The organism is Streptomyces sp. NPDC008001 (genome assembly GCF_042958085.1).
Lineage (GTDB): Bacteria > Actinomycetota > Actinomycetes > Streptomycetales > Streptomycetaceae > Streptomyces.
Genome location: NZ_JBIBIZ010000011.1, coordinates 330,566 through 346,436, shown reverse-complemented (window position 1 = coordinate 346,436; position 15,871 = coordinate 330,566). Strand labels below are relative to the sequence as shown.

Sequence of the window (15,871 nt, the reverse complement as noted above, 5' to 3'; positions counted from 1 at the left end):
ATCCCCTCGATCCCGACTCGTCACGGCAGGCTAGCCAACGAATCTGAGTGCGAGCTGAGAATCCTGCGGGGTGTCCCCCACAGGAGTGTCATACCCCGGTATCGCCCCGGACTTGGCTCCTCCGTATGACGTGTGCGCACTCGTGTGGTCCCTAAGGTCGTCCCTGCCGGGAGACGAGTCGTCCCTGCCGGGGGACGAGCGGAGGAGGGGCCGACGATGGCGATCCACACCACGGGGGACACGGGCGCACGGGGCGAGAAGCGCGGGAGGGAGACCCGGGGCCGGACGGATACCCGGGGCCGGACGGCTATCCGGGACGGGAGTGCTATCCGGGACGGGAGGGACGGCGGCGGGCTGCGGCGCCGGGCCGTCGCCGCCGCCGGAGCCCTGGCCCTGACCGGGCTGCTGAGCGCGTTCGTGCCGACGGAAGCACACGCGGCGGCACGGCCCGCCACGCGTCCTGGGGACAACCGCGTCACTCCCGCCCCCGGCGCCCGCCCCGCCGCCCTGCCGGCGCCCACCGGCCCGTACGCCGTCGGCACGACCGTGCGCCACCTGGTGGACACGTCCCGGGCGGACCCGTGGAAGCCGGAACAGGGCCGGCGCGAGGTCATGGTCAGCCTGTTCTACCCCGCGGACCGCGGCACGGGCGCACCGGCCGCACCTCACATGGACGCCGTCTCCGCAGCCCACTTCGGCTCGGCGCAGGGGGCGGGCAGCAGCAACTACGGCGTCCGCCCGGACGCCGCCGACTGGGCATCCACCCGCACGCACGCACGCGTCGACGTCCCCGTGGCGCGCGCCGCCCGGGCCCTGCCGGTGGTGCTGTACTCGTCCGGCCTGGGCGACCCGCGGACGTGGAACACGACCCTCGTGGAGGAGCTGGCCTCGCGCGGCTACGTGGTCGTCACCGTCGACCACACCTACGACTCCTCCGAGGTGCTGCTCCCCGGCGGCCGTCTGGCGGAGTCGGTGCTGCCGGCGCTCGCCGGCGCACCCGTGCGCGACGTCGACGCCGCGCTCCGCACGGCGATGAAGGCCCGGGTGGACGACACCCGGTTCGTGCTCGACACCCTCGGCTCGGCCGGCTGGCGGCGGGGCCTGCCGAACGGCCTGGGGCAGGCCATGGACCTGCGGCGGGTGGGCATGGCCGGGCAGTCCGCGGGCGGCTTCACGGCAGCACAGGCCATGCACGACGACCGCCGCATCCGGGCGGGGATCAACATGGACGGGCAGATGGACTTCCCCCTGCCCGACAGCACCGGCAGCAAGCTGAGCACCGTCGCGCGCGAGGGCGTGGACCGGCCGTTCCTGCTGCTCGGGTCGGACGGCCCCGGCGCGGACGACAACACCGTGTCGTGGGCGTCCTTCCTGAAGCAGTCGCGCGGCGACCAGCGCCAGGCGACTCTCGCCGGGGCCCGGCACGGCACCTTCACCGACGCGCCGTCCCTGCTGCCCGCGCTCGTCCGTCAGGGCGCCCTGACGGAGGACGCGCTGCAGCAGGACATCGGCACGCTCCGCCCGGAGCGGGCGGTGGCCGCCACGCGCGCGTACGTGGTGTCGTTCTTCGACCGCTATCTGAAGGCCGGCCGCCTGAAGGGCGATCAGCCCGAGGACGGGCCCAAGAACCGGCTCTGAGGGCCGGCTCAAGGACGACCGGCTCAAGGACAGCCGGCCGTCATTCCACGAACAGCCCCCGCGCCGCCGCCTTCGCGTCGAACTCCTCCAGGCGCGCCTGCGCGTCCGGCAGCGCGTCGCACATGGCCTCCAGCAGCATGCGCCCCAGCAGCATCGGTGCGCAGGCCGTGTCGAAGGCCAGGCCCGTGCCGACGGCGGCGGGGAGCAGGAGGTCGCTGTGGCGGGCCACCGGGGCGAAGGTCGAGTCGGCCACGGTGACGACGGTCAGCCCCTCCGCCCGGGCGTACTGCAGCGCCTCGACGACCTCGCGCGGGTGGCGGGGCAGGGCGAAGCACAGGAGGGTGCTCGCCCCGGCCCGGACGGCCGCGTCGATGCGGTCCGTGAGGAGCGTGCCGCCCTCGTCCAGGAGGCGGACGTCCGGGTGGACCTTGCGGGCGAAGTAGGCGAAGCCGGCGGCCTGGGCGGTGGCGGCGCGCAGGCCGAGCACGAGCAGGGGCCGGGAGGCGGCGAGCAGCCGGCCGGCGCGGGTGACGGGGGCGGGGTCGGCGAGGACGGAGGCGAGGTGGCGGAGGTTGTCGATCTCGACCTGGACGGCCTGCTGGTACTCGTTGTGCGCGCCCTCGCCCTCGGCGGGCGCGTCCGCGGAGGGGACGACGTCGCGCAGGTGCCGGCGGAGCGCCGGGTAGCCGTCGAAGCCGAGGGCGACGGCGAAGCGGGTGACGGAGGGCTGGCTGACGCCGGCGAGCTCGGCGAGCTCGACGCTGGAGAGGAAGGGCGCGTCGGCGGCGCGGCGCACCATGCAGTGGGCGATGCGGCGCTGGGTGGGCGTCAGCCGGTGCCCTTCGAAGAGCTTCTGCAGCCGTGCGGTGGCTTCCGGTTCGCCCCCGGTGTCGCTCATCGGGCCCTCCATCGTCGTCGGCGGTCGTCGGGGGCGGGGCCGGACGATCGCGGCAGCAGCCATTCACCCATCACCCACCCTGCATGGAATTATGCAGGGTGGTGGCGTCCCCCGGAGCCCTCCTGTCACATCGGCGGCAGGAGTTTCTTCTGGGGCTTGCCCATGGCGTTGCGCGGCAGGGCGTCAAGGAAGCGGATGCGGCGCGGCCGCTTGTGTACGGACAGGTGGCCGGCCACGAAGTCGATCAGCTGCTTCTCCGTCGCGCCGTCGGCCACCACGTAGGCGACGATCTCCTGCCCCAGGTCGTCGTGCGGGACGCCGACGACGGCGGCCTCGCGGACGGCCGGGTGGTCCAGGAGGGCGTTCTCCACCTCGCCCGCCCCGACCCGGTAGCCGCCGGACTTGATCAGGTCGGTGGAGGCGCGGCCCACGATGCGGTGCGTGCCGTCCTCGTCGACGGCGGCGATGTCGCCCGTACGGAACCAGCCGTCGGCCGTGTGCGCGGCCGCCGTGGCCTCCGGGCGGCCCAGGTAGCCGCTGAAGAGCGTCGGCCCGGAGACCTCCAGCTCGCCGATGCCGCCCTCCGCCGCGACCAGGCGCGTGCGGACACCCGGCAGCGGGGTGCCCACGGCGCCCGGCCGGCGCTCGCCGTCCGCGCGGGCGGAGACGGTGATCAGGGTCTCGGTCATGCCGTAGCGCTCCACGGGCCGCTGCCCGGTGAGGGCCTCCAGGTCCCGGAAGACGGGCGCGGGCAGGGCCGCGCTGCCCGACACGAGCAGCCGGGCCTTGGCCAGCTCCCGCGCCGCGGACGGCTCGCGCACCACGCGGGACCACACCGTCGGCACCCCGAAGTACAGGCTGCCGCCGGCCGCCGCGTACGCCCCGGGCGCCGGGCGGCCGGTGTGCACGAGGCGGCAGCCGGTGCGCAGCGCCCCCAGGACGCCCAGGACGAGACCGTGGACGTGGAACAGCGGCAGCCCGTGCACGAGGGTGTCGTCGGCGGTCCACTGCCACGCCCCCGCGAGCCCGTCGAGGCCCGCGGCGACCGCGCGGCGCGGGATGAGGGCGCCCTTGGGGGCGCCGGTCGTGCCGGACGTGTAGAGGATCAGGGCGGTGCTGTCCGGGGCGGGCTCGGCGCCGGACCAGTCGCGCCGCTCCCCCAGGTCGACGGGCAGCCCGCCGGTGCCGCCGAGCACCAGGGCGGCGGCGGAGTCGCGCAGGATGTGGCCGCGCTCGGCGGGCCCGGCGTCCGGCGGCAGCGGCACCACCGGCACCCCGGCGAGCAGCCCGCCCACGACGGCCGCCACGGTCTCCAGGGAGGCGTCGGCGTGGACGGCGACGGCCGGGGCGCCCGCGATGCGGTGCGCCACCGCCGCGGCGGCGCCCAGCAGTCGCTCGCGGGAACAGGCCCGCCCGGCGACGGTGAGGGCGTCCGGGCGGTCCTCGCCCACCCCCGGAGCGAGATGCGTCAGCAGGACGTCGGACGGTCCGGACGGTCCGGGCACGGGTTGCTCCTTCCAGCGGCGCCCCGGCACGGCGACGGGGCTGCCCCTACGGCGGATACGGGTGCTGGCCCCAGCGACACGGGGCCCCGCCGACCGTATCGTCCTGAGCATGATGGGCCGTGACCATGAGCTGAAGAAGGATCTCGCCGCGACTCTGGAGACCCGGAAGGAACTGGGCCCGGAGTACGAGGACGAACTGGTCGACGCCTTCCTGGAGAAGGTCGACCGGAAACTGGACGCCGCGATCGACCGGCGGGTGCGCCGGCAGGCGGCGGAGACGCAGATGGCCGTCGCCCGCGGCGCGCGGCCGTCCCCGGACGGGACGGGCCCGGGGACCTTCGGCGAGCGCTTCGGCTTCGCCGCGGTGTCCCTGGTGCTGGCGATCCCGCTCTCCGCGATAGCCGTGGTGAACGCGCACCTGCCCGGCCTGCTGGTGAGCTGGGCGGGAATCGTCGGGGTCAACGCCCTGAACGTGACGGGGCTGTTCCCCTGGCGGCACCGGCAGCCGAAGCCCGGGCGGGAGCAGGACTCCGACTGGGAGTGAGCGCTGCGGCGGGCGGGGGCAGGGCCGGGGAAGGGGCCGGGGCGGGGCCGGGGAGGGGTCCGGAAGCGCGGGAGACCGCCGCACCCCGGCCGAGGCCGGGGTCGGGACGACGGCGGTCCCCCGCGGGACACGGGCCGGGTCAGGGCCGGTGAGCCGCGTCCGGACGGCTGCGGAGTCCGGGAGCCGCTCCGGAGGTCCTGCCGCCGCTCGGTGCCGGCGGGGCGAGCCCCTGCCCGGCACCTCCACTATGCCGGGCCGTTGTTAAGCCGGTGCTGCGGGCGCGTGACGCATACGTACCTTTGACGTGCCGCCCGTCCGGGCCCCGTTCACGCGGCAGCCGGAAAGCACCCTCCCGGCCGCCGCGCCGGAAGGGCTACTTGGCGGCGCCGTTGGCCTTGCCGGAGCTCTCCGCGAGGAAGGCCAGCAGGTCCTGACGGCTCACCACACCGGTGGGCTTGCCCTCGACGAGCACGATCGCCGCGTCCGCCTCGCCCAGGACGGCCATCAGGTCCGCCACGGGCTCGCCGGAGCCGACCTGCGGCAGCGGCGCGCACATGTGCTTCTCCAGCGGGTCGGAGAGGGAGGCGCGCTGGGTGAACAGGGCGTCCAGCAGCTCGCGCTCCACGACCGAGCCGATGACCTCGGCGGCCATCACATCGGGGTGCCCCGCGCCCGGCTTGACGATGGGCATCTGCGAGACGCCGTACTCGCGGAGCACCTCGATGGCCTCGCCGACCGTCTCCTCCGGGTGCATGTGCACCAGGGAGGGCAGGCCGCCGTCCTTGCGGCGCAGCACGTCGCCCACGCGGGCGGCGTCGCCTGCCTCCTCCAGGAAGCCGTAGTCCGCCATCCACTCGTCGTTGAAGATCTTGCTCAGGTAACCGCGGCCGCTGTCCGGCAGCAGGACGACCACGACGTCGTCCGGGCCGAGGTTCTCGGCGGCGCGCAGGGCGCTGACGACCGCCATGCCGCAGGAGCCGCCGACCAGCAGGCCCTCCTCCTTGGCGAGGCGGCGCGTCATCTGGAAGGCGTCCTTGTCGGAGACCGCGATGATCTCGTCGGTGACCGTGCCGTCGTAGGCGCTGGGCCAGAAGTCCTCGCCGACGCCCTCGATCAGGTACGGACGGCCCGAGCCGCCGCTGTAGACCGAGCCCTCCGGGTCGGAGCCGATGATCTTGACGCGGCCGTCGCTGACCTCCTTCAGGTAGCGCCCGGTGCCGCTGATGGTGCCGCCGGTGCCCACGCCCGCCACGAAGTGGGTGATCTTCCCCGCCGTCTGCTCCCAGATCTCCGGACCGGTGGAGTGGTAGTGCGACAGGGGGTTGTTGGGGTTGCTGTACTGGTCGGGCTTCCAGGCGTTGGGCGTCTCGCGTACGAGGCGGTCGGAGACGTTGTAGTACGAGTCCGGGTGCTCGGGGTCGACGGCGGTCGGGCAGACGACGACCTCGGCGCCGTAGGCGCGCAGTACGTTGATCTTGTCAGTGGAGACCTTGTCCGGGCAGACGAAGATGCACTTGTAACCCTTCTGCTGGGCCACGATCGCGAGACCGACGCCCGTGTTGCCGGAGGTCGGCTCCACGATGGTGCCGCCCGGCTTGAGCTCGCCGGACTTCTCCGCGGCCTCGATCATGCGCAGGGCGATCCGGTCCTTCACGGAACCGCCCGGGTTGAAGTACTCGACCTTGGCGAGCACGGTGGCCTCGATGCCTTCGGTCACGCTGTTGAGCTTCACGAGCGGGGTGTTGCCAACGAGCTCAATCATCGAATCGTGATACTGCACGGTGATCTCCGCGGTCGGGGGCACTAGCGGTCTCGCGTACCCGTACGGCCAGCCTAGAACGCCTGCGGCCGCTCCAACGGCGCGTTGCAGAGGTGCGCGCGCGGGGCACCCTGCTCATAGCGCGCTCTGCCAAGGGTGCGGTGTTTTTATGAAGTGTTTGTAAAACCGTTTACGCCGCCCGGAGGCCCGTGCTGCGGGTCCGGTGACCGGCGCTGCGGAGGAGGTCCGGTCCATGTCACCCATCATCACGTCACGGGCGAGGGCCGCCCGGCGGATCGCGGCTGCCGCGGCCTACGGGGGCGGCGGGATCGGCCTGCTCGGCGCCACCGCGGCGGGCGTCCTGCTCACCGAGGTGCGGCTCGCCCGCCGGGTGGTCGGCGGCTTCAACGGCGCCCCGCCCCACGCGGACGGCCGCTACGGCTCCGCCTTCGTGCACCGGCTCGGGCGCGAGCCGCTGCTGCTCGGCCTGCTCGGCGACTCCACGGCCGCCGGCCAGGGCGTGCACCGGCCCCGCCAGACGCCCGGCGCGCTGCTCGCCTCCGGACTCGCGGCGGTGGCCGAGCGGCCCGTCGAGCTGCGGAACGTGGCCCTGTCCGGGGCGCGCTCGCACGACCTGGACCGGCAGGTCACGCTGCTGCTCGACGACGCCGAGCGGGCGCCCGACGTCTGCGTGATCATGATCGGTGCGAACGACGTGACGCACGGGATGCCCGCGGCGCGGTCCGTACGGCTGCTGTCGGACGCGGTGCGGCGGCTGCGGGAGGCGGGCAGCGAGGTCGTCGTGGGCACGTGCCCCGACCTCGGCACGATCGAGCCCGTGTACCAGCCGCTGCGGTGGGTCGCCCGGCGGCTGAGCCGGCAGCTCGCGGCCGCGCAGACGATAGCGGTGATCGAGGCGGGCGGGCGCACGGTGTCGCTGGGCGACCTGCTCGGCCCGGAATTCGCGGCGAACCCGCGGGAGCTGTTCGGCCCGGACAACTTCCACCCGTCCGCCGAGGGGTACGCGACGGCCGCCATGGCCGTCCTGCCGACGCTGTGCGCGGCGCTGGGGCTGTGGCCGGAGGACGAGGAGCGGCCGGACGCGGCCCGGCGCGAGGGCATCCTGCCGGTGGCCCGGGCGGCTGCCGAGGCGGCGGCCGAGGCCGGCACCGAGGTGACGGCCGCCCGCGGCCGCTGGGCGCTCCTGAAACACCGGAAGAGGCGCCGCCTCCCGGCCCACACGGACCCGACCCCCCACCACGTGTGGTCCCGGGCGTCCCGGGGGTCCTCTTAGACAGGGGGTGGCGCCCGTGAGCGCTCTCACAGTGACCAAGCCGTGACCCGGACCCTACGGGCGGGTAACTTCCACCCAGTCCTGCCTTCTCACGCCATGGAGCCGTGATGCCCGAAGCCGTGATCGTCTCAACCGCCCGTTCCCCCATCGGTCGCGCCTTCAAGGGCTCGCTGAAGGAGATGCGTGCCGACGACCTGACCGCGACGATCATCAAGGCCGCGCTCGACAAGGTCCCCGGGCTCGACCCGCGCGAGATCGACGACCTGATGCTCGGCTGCGGCCTGCCCGGCGGCGAGCAGGGCCACAACCTCGGCCGGATCGTGGCCGTGCAGATGGGCATGGACCACCTGCCGGGCTGCACGATCACCCGCTACTGCTCCTCGTCCCTGCAGACGTCCCGGATGGCGATGCACGCCATCAAGGCCGGCGAGGGCGACGTCTTCATCTCCGCCGGCGTGGAGACGGTCTCCCGCACCGTCAACGGCTCTTCGGACGGCATGCCCGGCAGCCACAACCCGTTCTTCGCGGAGGCCGAGGCCCGCACCGCCGCCCGCGCCGAGCAGGGCAGCGACGAGTGGCACGACCCGCGCGAGGACGGCCTGGTCCCGGACGCGTACATCGCGATGGGCCAGACCGCCGAGAACCTGGCCCGCCTGAAGGGCATCTCGCGCGAGGAGATGGACGAGTTCGGCGTCCGCTCGCAGAACCTCGCCGAGGAGGCCATCAAGGCCGGCTTCTGGGAGCGCGAGATCACCCCGGTCACCACCCCGGACGGCACGGTCGTCAGCAAGGACGACGGCCCGCGCGCGGGCGTCACCATGGAGGGCGTGGCGGGCCTCAAGCCGTCGTTCCGCGCGGACGGCCGGGTCACCCCGGGCAACTGCTGCCCGCTCAACGACGGCGCCGCCGCCCTGGTGATCATGTCCGACACCAAGGCGCGCGAGCTGGGCCTGACCCCGCTGGCCCGCATCGTGTCCACCGGCGTCTCCGCCCTCTCCCCCGAGATCATGGGCTTCGGCCCGGTCGAGGCCAGCAAGCAGGCGCTCGCGCGGGCCGGCATGAGCATCGGCGACATCGACCTGGTCGAGATCAACGAGGCGTTCGCGGCCCAGGTCATCCCGGCCTACCAGGCCCTCGGCATCGACATCGACCGCCTGAACGTCAACGGCGGCGCCATCGCCGTCGGCCACCCCTTCGGCATGACGGGCGCCCGCATCACCGGCACGCTCATCAACTCGCTGCAGTGGCACGACAAGCAGTTCGGCCTGGAGACGATGTGCGTCGGCGGCGGCCAGGGCATGGCGATGGTCATCGAGCGGATGAGCTGAGCCGCAGCGGGCTCCTTGCTCAACCGTGACCGAATCGCCCCCAGGATGTGACGAACGTCCCGGGGGCGATTCGTTTCCGCAGGTCAGAGATGTTGAAGGAACAACGTCCAGGACGTAGGTCCCGCCCGCTTCATGACGTTTTGCACTGGGGTCACCGGGAAGCGGGCCTCAAGCTGAGGTAGGAATCTGGGGGATCCATAGCAACCGGGAGTACGTCAGTGAGCGCCATGTCCCTTGCCCTGCTGCTGGCCGCGGCCACCGCGACCGCCGCGGGCGCCGCCGCCCTGTACGCCACTCGCGGCCTGCGCCGCCAGATCACCGCCCTGCGCGCCGACCTCGCGGCCGCCACCGCCGAGCGCACCGCCCACGCCACCGTGCCCGCCGCGCGCACCGCCCCCGCCGCGGAGCTCGCGGACATACGGGCGGCCGTCGCCGACGCCCTCGCCGAGGAGCGCGAGCGGGAGCTCGCCGAGGCCCGCGCGTTCTGGGCCGCCCAGGAGGCCCGCGACCTCGGCGGAGCCGGCGACTCCCTGCCGGGGCTGCCCGGTCTGCACGCGCTCGGCGACGACTTCGCCGAGGGCCCCTACGGCGGTCTCTACCTGCCCCGCCAGGCCGACTTCGCGGGCCTGGAGCCGACGGCCGAACTGACCGAGCTGGCCGAGCTCGCGGAACTCACCGAGCTCACGGACCCGGCCGGGCTGGCCGGGCTCGGCGACCTGGCCGAGCTCGCCGAGTTCTCCGAAGCCGCGGCCGCCGAGGCCGAGGCCGCGGACTCCCCCGAGCTGGCCGCCGCGCGCCGCCGCCACCCCTCCCACCCCGACTTCTCGCCCGCGCCCCGCACCGGCGACCACGAGAGCACCGTGGAGCGGCTCACCGCCCTCGCCCAGGCCGGCGTCCCGCTGGCCGAGGTGCGCCCCGGCCCGCTCGGCACGCTCGACGTCTACGTCTTCGCCGACGGCACCACCGTCTGCATGACCCCCGGCCACCGCGAGACCGCCGAGCGCCTCGCGGACGCCCTGCGCGCCGGCGAGGAGCCCGTCCTGCTGGGCGGCTCCGGCGTCTCCGGCGCGTACGCGCTGACCTTCGGCTGCGGGGCGGAGAAGATCTACGTCCTGGCGGACCGCGTCATCGCGTCCCTGTGACGCGGTAGGCGTACCGCTACAAACCACACCTTTTCGCCGCCGCCTCGACCAGGGCCACCGCCTCCGCCGCGCCCCCGGGCGTCCGCTCCCCGCCGCCGGCGGTGAGCGCTTCGGCCAAATCATGACCGGCCACCGCCACTTGGTCGGCGACCGCGAACATCCCGGCCTCGGGCATTTCCCTCGGCACCGCGGTGCCCGGTTCCTCGATCCGCTGCGCCCGCGCCGCCAGCTCCCGGGCCAGGGACAGCGCTTCCGCAGCCGCTCCCCTGCTCAGACGGGACTGCGGCAGGGTCCGCAGCCGGTCGGCGAAAGCGTCCACGGCGGCCAGAAGAGACGTCACATCATCCACAGCGCGAGCCTATGCGCCGTTGCGGGAGTGTTGCCAACGTCTGCACACTCGGGCACGGTGACATGAAGGACCATCATTCGACGCGTCCGGAGGCGCCGATGTCCCACGTCTTCTCCGACGAGACCCACCGGAACCTGCTCTCCCGAATCCCCCATTGCACCGGCCGCGAAGTCGCCGACTGGCTGCGCACGGTCGACGAAGGCCCTTCCCTCTTCCGCTTCGAGGAGAAGGTCAGCTGGCTGCGCGGAGAGCACGACCTCGCATATGGCCACGCCAAGGCGATCGTCCACGAGTACGACCTCCGACGGGCCGCTCGGAAGCTGCTGTGAGCAGCGCCCCCCGTCCGTTCCCCCACGGCGCATAGGCGAAGGGCCCGGGAAGATCCTCCCGGGCCCTTCGTCGTACGCGGCCGCTCATGCGGCGCGCAAGGGTCAGTCCTCGTTCAGCACGCCGATCAGCTGCAGCATCTGGATGTAGATCCACACCAGCGAGACCGTGAGGCCGAAGGCCGCGAACCACGACTCCTCGCGGGGCGCGCCGTACTGGACGCCGTCCTCGACCTGCTTGAAGTCGATCGCGAGGACCGCAGCGCCGATGAGCACGCCGGCGACGCCCACGAGGACGCCCAGCCAGCCCGTGCGCAGGCCGAGGCCGTCACCGCCGCCGAACACGGCGAACATCAGGTTCACCATCATCAGCAGGACGAAGCCGATCAGGGCGGCCGTCACGAAGCGGACGAAGCGGCGGTCGACGCGGATCAGGCGGGTCTTGTACGCGACGAGCACGCCGACCGAGACGAGCATCGTGCCGAGCACGGCCTGGACCGGGGCGCCCTGCGCGTAGTGGTTGAAGGCCTTGCTGACCACGCCGAGGAAGAGACCCTCGAACGCGGCGTACGCCAGGATCACCGCGGGGACCGGCTTGCGCAGGAACAGGGACTGGGCGAAGGCCAGCAGCATGGCGACGAAGCCCGCGCCGTAGCCGAGCGCGACCGGGAGGTTGATCCCCCAGCCGACGGCCGCGGCGAGGATGACCGTGCCGAGCGTCATGCCGGTGCGCATGACGACGTCGTCCATGGTCATGCGGCCCGTGCCGGCGGGGGCCTGGGGATAGCCCTGCCGGAGATCCGGGCCGCCGTGGGGCTGGGCGTAGGGGTTGGTGGGCTGCGCGTACGGATTGCTCGCGTAGGGGTTGCCCTGGGCCGCGGTCCCGGCCTGCGGCGCCGCGTTGAAGCCCGCGTAGCCGTTGTTGCCGCGGAACCGCCGCGAGAAGACCGGGTTGCTGCTCCTCATCCTCACTCCATCCGTGGCCGCCCTGCGCGGCCTTGCGACCAAGAGTAATAGGTGGGCAAAAGAATGCACTCGTGCTTTGGAAGGATCTTTTCGAGCGCACTGCCCCCGCCACTACGGGGAGAACGCAAACCGGTGGCATCCGGTTCCCTACGGAGAGTGGGGGACACAGAGCAGGTGAGTGCCCGGAGCCGGACTTGAACCGGCACGGCCCGAAGGGCCAGCGAGGTTTAAGCTCGCCGTGTCTGCATTCCACCATCCGGGCAGCGCTCTCGGGTGTACAGGCGTACAGGCAGGAAAGGCGCGCGAGCCTCCCTGGTAAGAGGAGAGCAGGACGAGCCTAGCCGGGGAGCGCCCCCCAAACAGCGGAACGATGACCCGAGGTTGTCTTATTTTATTGGCAACTGAGGGTGCATCAGTACTGGAACGACGCCAAAGGCACATGCCACGGGCCGATACCCCCCGTTCACCGGGGCACCCCGGGCAGGGTGCGGAATTGTCGCAATCTCGCCGCCTTCCGCCCGGTGCGCGCCCGTCCCCGGCGCCCGCACGCCCCGCGCCCCGCCGCAGGGCCGGTGTCATACCCAAGGAGGAGGAGCGCCGCCCGGGTCCGACCGAGGTCTGCCCCCGGAACGGGAACAGGGTCTGATCTCCGGCGGCCGTACGGCGCCGACGATGGAGGGGTCCCCCCAAGCCGTCGTCCCGACAGGAGCCCGCCACCGTGACCACCTCCCCCTACGGCGTCCAGACCGCCGCCCGCCCCACGGCAGTGGCAGCCCGCGCCACGGGCCTCAGCAAGGTCTACGGCGAGGGCGAGACCCGGGTGGTCGCCCTGGACGCGGTCTCCGTCGAGTTCCGGCAGGCCGAGTTCACCGCGATCATGGGCCCCTCGGGCTCCGGCAAGTCCACGCTGATGCACTGCATGGCCGGCCTGGACACCGTCTCCGGCGGCTCGGCCACGATCGGCGACACCGAGCTGACCACGCTCAACGACAAGAAGCTCACCCGGCTGCGGCGCGACAAGATCGGCTTCATCTTCCAGGCGTTCAACCTCCTGCCGACGCTGACCGCGCTGGAGAACATCACCCTGCCGATGGACATCGCCGGCCGGAAGCCCGACCGGCAGTGGCTGGACATGGTCGTCGGCACCGTGGGCCTCGCCGGGCGCCTCAAGCACCGCCCCAACCAGCTCTCCGGCGGCCAGCAGCAGCGGGTGGCGGTCGCCCGCGCGCTGGCCGGCAAGCCCGAGATCATGTTCGCGGACGAGCCCACCGGAAACCTCGACTCGCGCTCCGGCGCGGAGGTCCTGGGCTTCCTGCGGAACTCGGTGCGCGAGCTCGGCCAGACCGTCGTCATGGTCACCCACGACCCCGTCGCCGCCTCCTACGCGGACCGCGTGGTCTTCCTCGCCGACGGCCGCATCGTCGACGAGATGCGCGAGCCCACCGCGGACGCGGTCCTCGACCGCATGAAGCGCTTCGACGCCAAGGGCCGCACGAGCTGAGGAACGGCTCCCGCCGCATCCCCGCCTCCCGACGACGGCCCGGCACGGGCCCACTCCCCCAGGACACACAGACCATGTTCCGTACCGCCTTGCGCAACGTACTCGCGCACAAGGCCCGGCTGCTGATGACCGTACTCGCCGTGATGCTCGGCGTGGCCTTCGTCTCCGGCACCCTGGTCTTCACCTCGACCCTCTCCGCCGCCCAGCAGAAGAGCTCCGAGAAGGGCTTCACCGGTGTCGACGTCGCCGTCCAGCCCCACCGGCAGAGCGACGACAAGGGCAACCCCGGTGACGCCCCCAAGCTCACCCAGGGCCTGCTCGACCGGGCCGCCGCCGTGCCCGGCGCGGCCGGCGCCACCGGCAGCGTCAGCGGCTTCGCCGCCATCGCCGACAAGCACGGCGCGCTCATAGGCGAGGGCTTCAACTCCACCGGCGCCAACTACTACCCCGGCGTCGGCGGCAAGGACGCCCGCTACCCGCTGAAGAGCGGCCGCGCGCCCCACGGCGCCGGCGAGATCGCCCTCGACGCGAAGACCGCCGAGCGCGGCGGCTACCGGACCGGCGACACCGTCCGCGTCTCCGTCGACGGTCCCGTGCTCCAGCAGAAGCTCACCGGCATCTTCACCACCGACGACGGCAACGTCTCCGCGGGCGGCAGCCTCGCCCTCTTCGACACCCCCACCGCGCAGAAGCTCTACGGCAAGCCCGGCGAGTTCAGCGAGATCGACGTGAAGGCCGCCCCGGGCACCTCTCAGGCCGCCCTCAAGGCCGCCGTCGAGAAGATCCTGCCCGCCGACGCCGAGGCCACCACCGGCAAGCAGCTCGCCGACGAGCAGGCCCGGATGATCGCGCAGGACCAGAGCACCATGCGCAACATCCTGCTGACCTTCGCCGGCATCGCGCTCTTCGTCGGCATCTTCATCATCGCCAACACCTTCACCATGCTGGTCGCCCAGCGCACCAAGGAACTGGCCCTGATGCGCGCGGTCGGCGCGAGCCGCCGCCAGGTCACCCGCTCCGTGCTCATCGAGGCGTTCCTCGTCGGCACCGTCGCCGCCGTCACCGGCCTCCTCGCGGGCGTCGGCATCGCCGCCGGCCTGCGGTCCCTGCTCAAGGGCAACGGCGCCCCGCTCCCCGACGGCCCGCTGGTCATCGAGCCGAGCACGATCCTGGTCTCGCTCGTCGTCGGCATCGTCGTCACCATGCTGTCCGCCTGGCTGCCCGGCCGCCGCGCCGCGAAGATCCCGCCGGTCGCCGCGATGAACAGCGTCCACGCCGCGCCCACCACGCGCTCCCTCGTCGTGCGCAACTCCATCGGCAGCGCCCTCACCGCGATCGGTGCCGCCGTCGTGCTCACCGCCTCCGGCTCCAACACGATGGGCCTCGGCGCCGGCGTGGTCCTCATCGGCATCTTCGTGCTGACCCCGCTGCTGTCGCGCCCGATGATCGCGGCCGCCGCTCCCGTGCTGCGCCTGTTCGGCATGCCCGGCAAGCTCGCCCGGCAGAACGCGGTCCGCAACCCGCGCCGCACCGCCGCGACCGCCTCCGCGCTGATGATCGGGCTCACCCTGATCACCGGCATGACCGTGATCGCCGGCAGCGTCCAGCAGGCCATCGACAAGATGGCCACGTCCTCCATGAAGGCCGACTACGTCGTCTCCATGGCCAGCATGACCCCGCTCTCCCCCGACGTGGAGAAGAAGCTGGCCGCGCACCCCGGCGTCACGGCCAGCAGCCCCGTGCGGATGTCCCCGTCCCGCGTCGGCGGCGACCACAAGAACCTCTCGGGCGTCAACGGCGCGACCATCGGGAAGCTGACCGAGCTGGACTTCACGGCCGGGTCGTTCGACGGCCTGTCCGGCGACAAGGTCGTCATCGATGACGCGACCGCCCGTACGCACCACTGGAAGCCCGGCTCGTCCGTCCCCGTCACCTTCGAGGACGGCAAGAAGGGCACCCTGACGGTCTCCGGCGTCTACAAGGGCAACGACCTGATGCGCGGCATGCTGGTCGACGTCAGGACCATCGCCCCGCACCAGAGCGAGATCAGCGACCGCCAGGTCATGGTCAAGACCAAGGGCGGGGCGAGCGAGTCCGCCAAGGAGACGATCCGCAAGGCCCTCGGCGACAACCCCGCCATCCAGATCCAGACCAAGAAGGACATCTCCAACAGCATCGCCAAGGGCATCAACCTGCTGCTGAACATCCTCTACGGCCTGCTGGCCATGGCCGTGGTCGTCGCCGTCCTCGGCGTCGTCAACACCCTGGCGATGTCCGTCTTCGAGCGTCAGCAGGAGATCGGCATGCTGCGCGCCATCGGCCTGGACCGCAAGGGCATCAAGCGGATGGTCCGTCTGGAGTCGCTGGTCATCTCGCTCTTCGGCGGTGTGATGGGCGTGGGCCTGGGCGTCTTCTTCGGCTGGGCGGCGGGTGACCTGCTCAGCAAGGCGCTCAACACCTACGAGCTCGTGCTCCCGTGGGGCCGGATGGGCCTGTTCCTGCTGCTCGCCGCGGTGGTCGGCGTGCTGGCCGCGCTGTGGCCGGCCCGCCGGGCGGCGAAGCTGAACATGCTGTCCGCCATCAAGGCGGAGTAGCGGTACGACCCCACGCGCGGGGCCCGG

General features: G+C 72.8%; 13 protein-coding genes and 1 tRNA gene. 8 read left to right on the top strand and 6 right to left on the bottom strand.

Annotated elements, in window-relative coordinates; all coding sequences use genetic code 11:
* The first annotated feature begins 216 nt into the window (after positions 1–216).
* Positions 217–1,638, top strand: coding sequence for an alpha/beta hydrolase family protein (locus ACFZCD_RS29760; protein ID WP_391836146.1), 1,422 nt, complete (start codon positions 217–219; stop codon positions 1,636–1,638).
* Between the two features lie 40 nt (positions 1,639–1,678).
* On the opposite strand, the gene ACFZCD_RS29755 is transcribed toward ACFZCD_RS29760, so the two are convergent.
* Entirely contained in the window at positions 1,679–2,536 is an 858-nt protein-coding gene (locus ACFZCD_RS29755) for a MurR/RpiR family transcriptional regulator (RefSeq protein WP_391836145.1), read from the bottom strand.
* Positions 2,537–2,661: 125 nt separating this feature from the next.
* Complete coding sequence (locus tag ACFZCD_RS29750; RefSeq protein ID WP_391836144.1) at positions 2,662–4,041, bottom strand: acyl-CoA synthetase; 1,380 nt, start codon at positions 4,039–4,041, stop codon at positions 2,662–2,664.
* Between the two features lie 109 nt (positions 4,042–4,150).
* Here ACFZCD_RS29750 and ACFZCD_RS29745 point away from each other — a divergent pair, with 109 nt between their 5' ends.
* Entirely contained in the window at positions 4,151–4,585 is a 435-nt protein-coding gene (locus ACFZCD_RS29745) for a hypothetical protein (RefSeq protein ID WP_391836143.1), read from the top strand.
* Between the two features lie 373 nt (positions 4,586–4,958).
* On the opposite strand, the gene ACFZCD_RS29740 is transcribed toward ACFZCD_RS29745, so the two are convergent.
* The gene (locus ACFZCD_RS29740) at positions 4,959–6,365 is read right to left on the bottom strand and encodes a cystathionine beta-synthase (protein WP_391836142.1); all 1,407 of its coding nucleotides are present in this window, start codon (positions 6,363–6,365) and stop codon (positions 4,959–4,961) included.
* Positions 6,366–6,597: 232 nt separating this feature from the next.
* Here ACFZCD_RS29740 and ACFZCD_RS29735 point away from each other — a divergent pair, with 232 nt between their 5' ends.
* The 3 genes from ACFZCD_RS29735 (at position 6,598) to ACFZCD_RS29725 (ending at position 10,108) form a co-directional block, all read left to right on the top strand.
* Positions 6,598–7,638, top strand: a complete 1,041-nt coding sequence (locus ACFZCD_RS29735) for an SGNH/GDSL hydrolase family protein (protein ID WP_391836141.1) — start codon at positions 6,598–6,600, stop codon at positions 7,636–7,638.
* 107 nt (positions 7,639–7,745) lie between these two features.
* Positions 7,746–8,966, top strand: a complete 1,221-nt coding sequence (locus ACFZCD_RS29730; RefSeq protein ID WP_391836140.1) for an acetyl-CoA C-acetyltransferase — start codon at positions 7,746–7,748, stop codon at positions 8,964–8,966.
* A 227-nt stretch (positions 8,967–9,193) separates the two neighbouring features.
* Positions 9,194–10,108, top strand: coding sequence for a hypothetical protein (locus tag ACFZCD_RS29725; RefSeq protein ID WP_391836204.1), 915 nt, complete (start codon positions 9,194–9,196; stop codon positions 10,106–10,108).
* Between the two features lie 16 nt (positions 10,109–10,124).
* Here ACFZCD_RS29725 and ACFZCD_RS29720 read toward each other — a convergent pair whose 3' ends face one another.
* The gene (locus tag ACFZCD_RS29720; protein ID WP_391836139.1) at positions 10,125–10,457 is read right to left on the bottom strand and encodes a hypothetical protein; all 333 of its coding nucleotides are present in this window, start codon (positions 10,455–10,457) and stop codon (positions 10,125–10,127) included.
* A 98-nt stretch (positions 10,458–10,555) separates the two neighbouring features.
* Between ACFZCD_RS29720 and ACFZCD_RS29715 the strand changes: the two genes are divergently transcribed.
* Positions 10,556–10,786 carry a DUF4287 domain-containing protein gene (locus ACFZCD_RS29715; RefSeq protein WP_391836203.1) on the top strand — a complete coding sequence of 77 codons (231 nt, stop codon included), beginning with the start codon at positions 10,556–10,558 and terminating at the stop codon, positions 10,784–10,786.
* Between the two features lie 102 nt (positions 10,787–10,888).
* Here the strand turns inward: ACFZCD_RS29715 and ACFZCD_RS29710 are convergent, their stop codons facing one another.
* Positions 10,889–11,749 carry a Bax inhibitor-1/YccA family protein gene (locus tag ACFZCD_RS29710; protein WP_391836138.1) on the bottom strand — a complete coding sequence of 287 codons (861 nt, stop codon included), beginning with the start codon at positions 11,747–11,749 and terminating at the stop codon, positions 10,889–10,891.
* Positions 11,750–11,928: 179 nt separating this feature from the next.
* Positions 11,929–12,011, bottom strand: a tRNA-Leu gene (locus ACFZCD_RS29705).
* Positions 12,012–12,467: 456 nt separating this feature from the next.
* On the opposite strand from ACFZCD_RS29705, the gene ACFZCD_RS29700 reads away from it, so the two are divergent.
* Positions 12,468–13,250, top strand: a complete 783-nt coding sequence (locus ACFZCD_RS29700; RefSeq protein WP_391836137.1) for an ABC transporter ATP-binding protein — start codon at positions 12,468–12,470, stop codon at positions 13,248–13,250.
* A gap of 74 nt (positions 13,251–13,324) precedes the next feature.
* Positions 13,325–15,844, top strand: a complete 2,520-nt coding sequence (locus ACFZCD_RS29695; protein WP_391836136.1) for an ABC transporter permease — start codon at positions 13,325–13,327, stop codon at positions 15,842–15,844.
* The last annotated feature ends 27 nt before the right edge of the window (positions 15,845–15,871 follow it).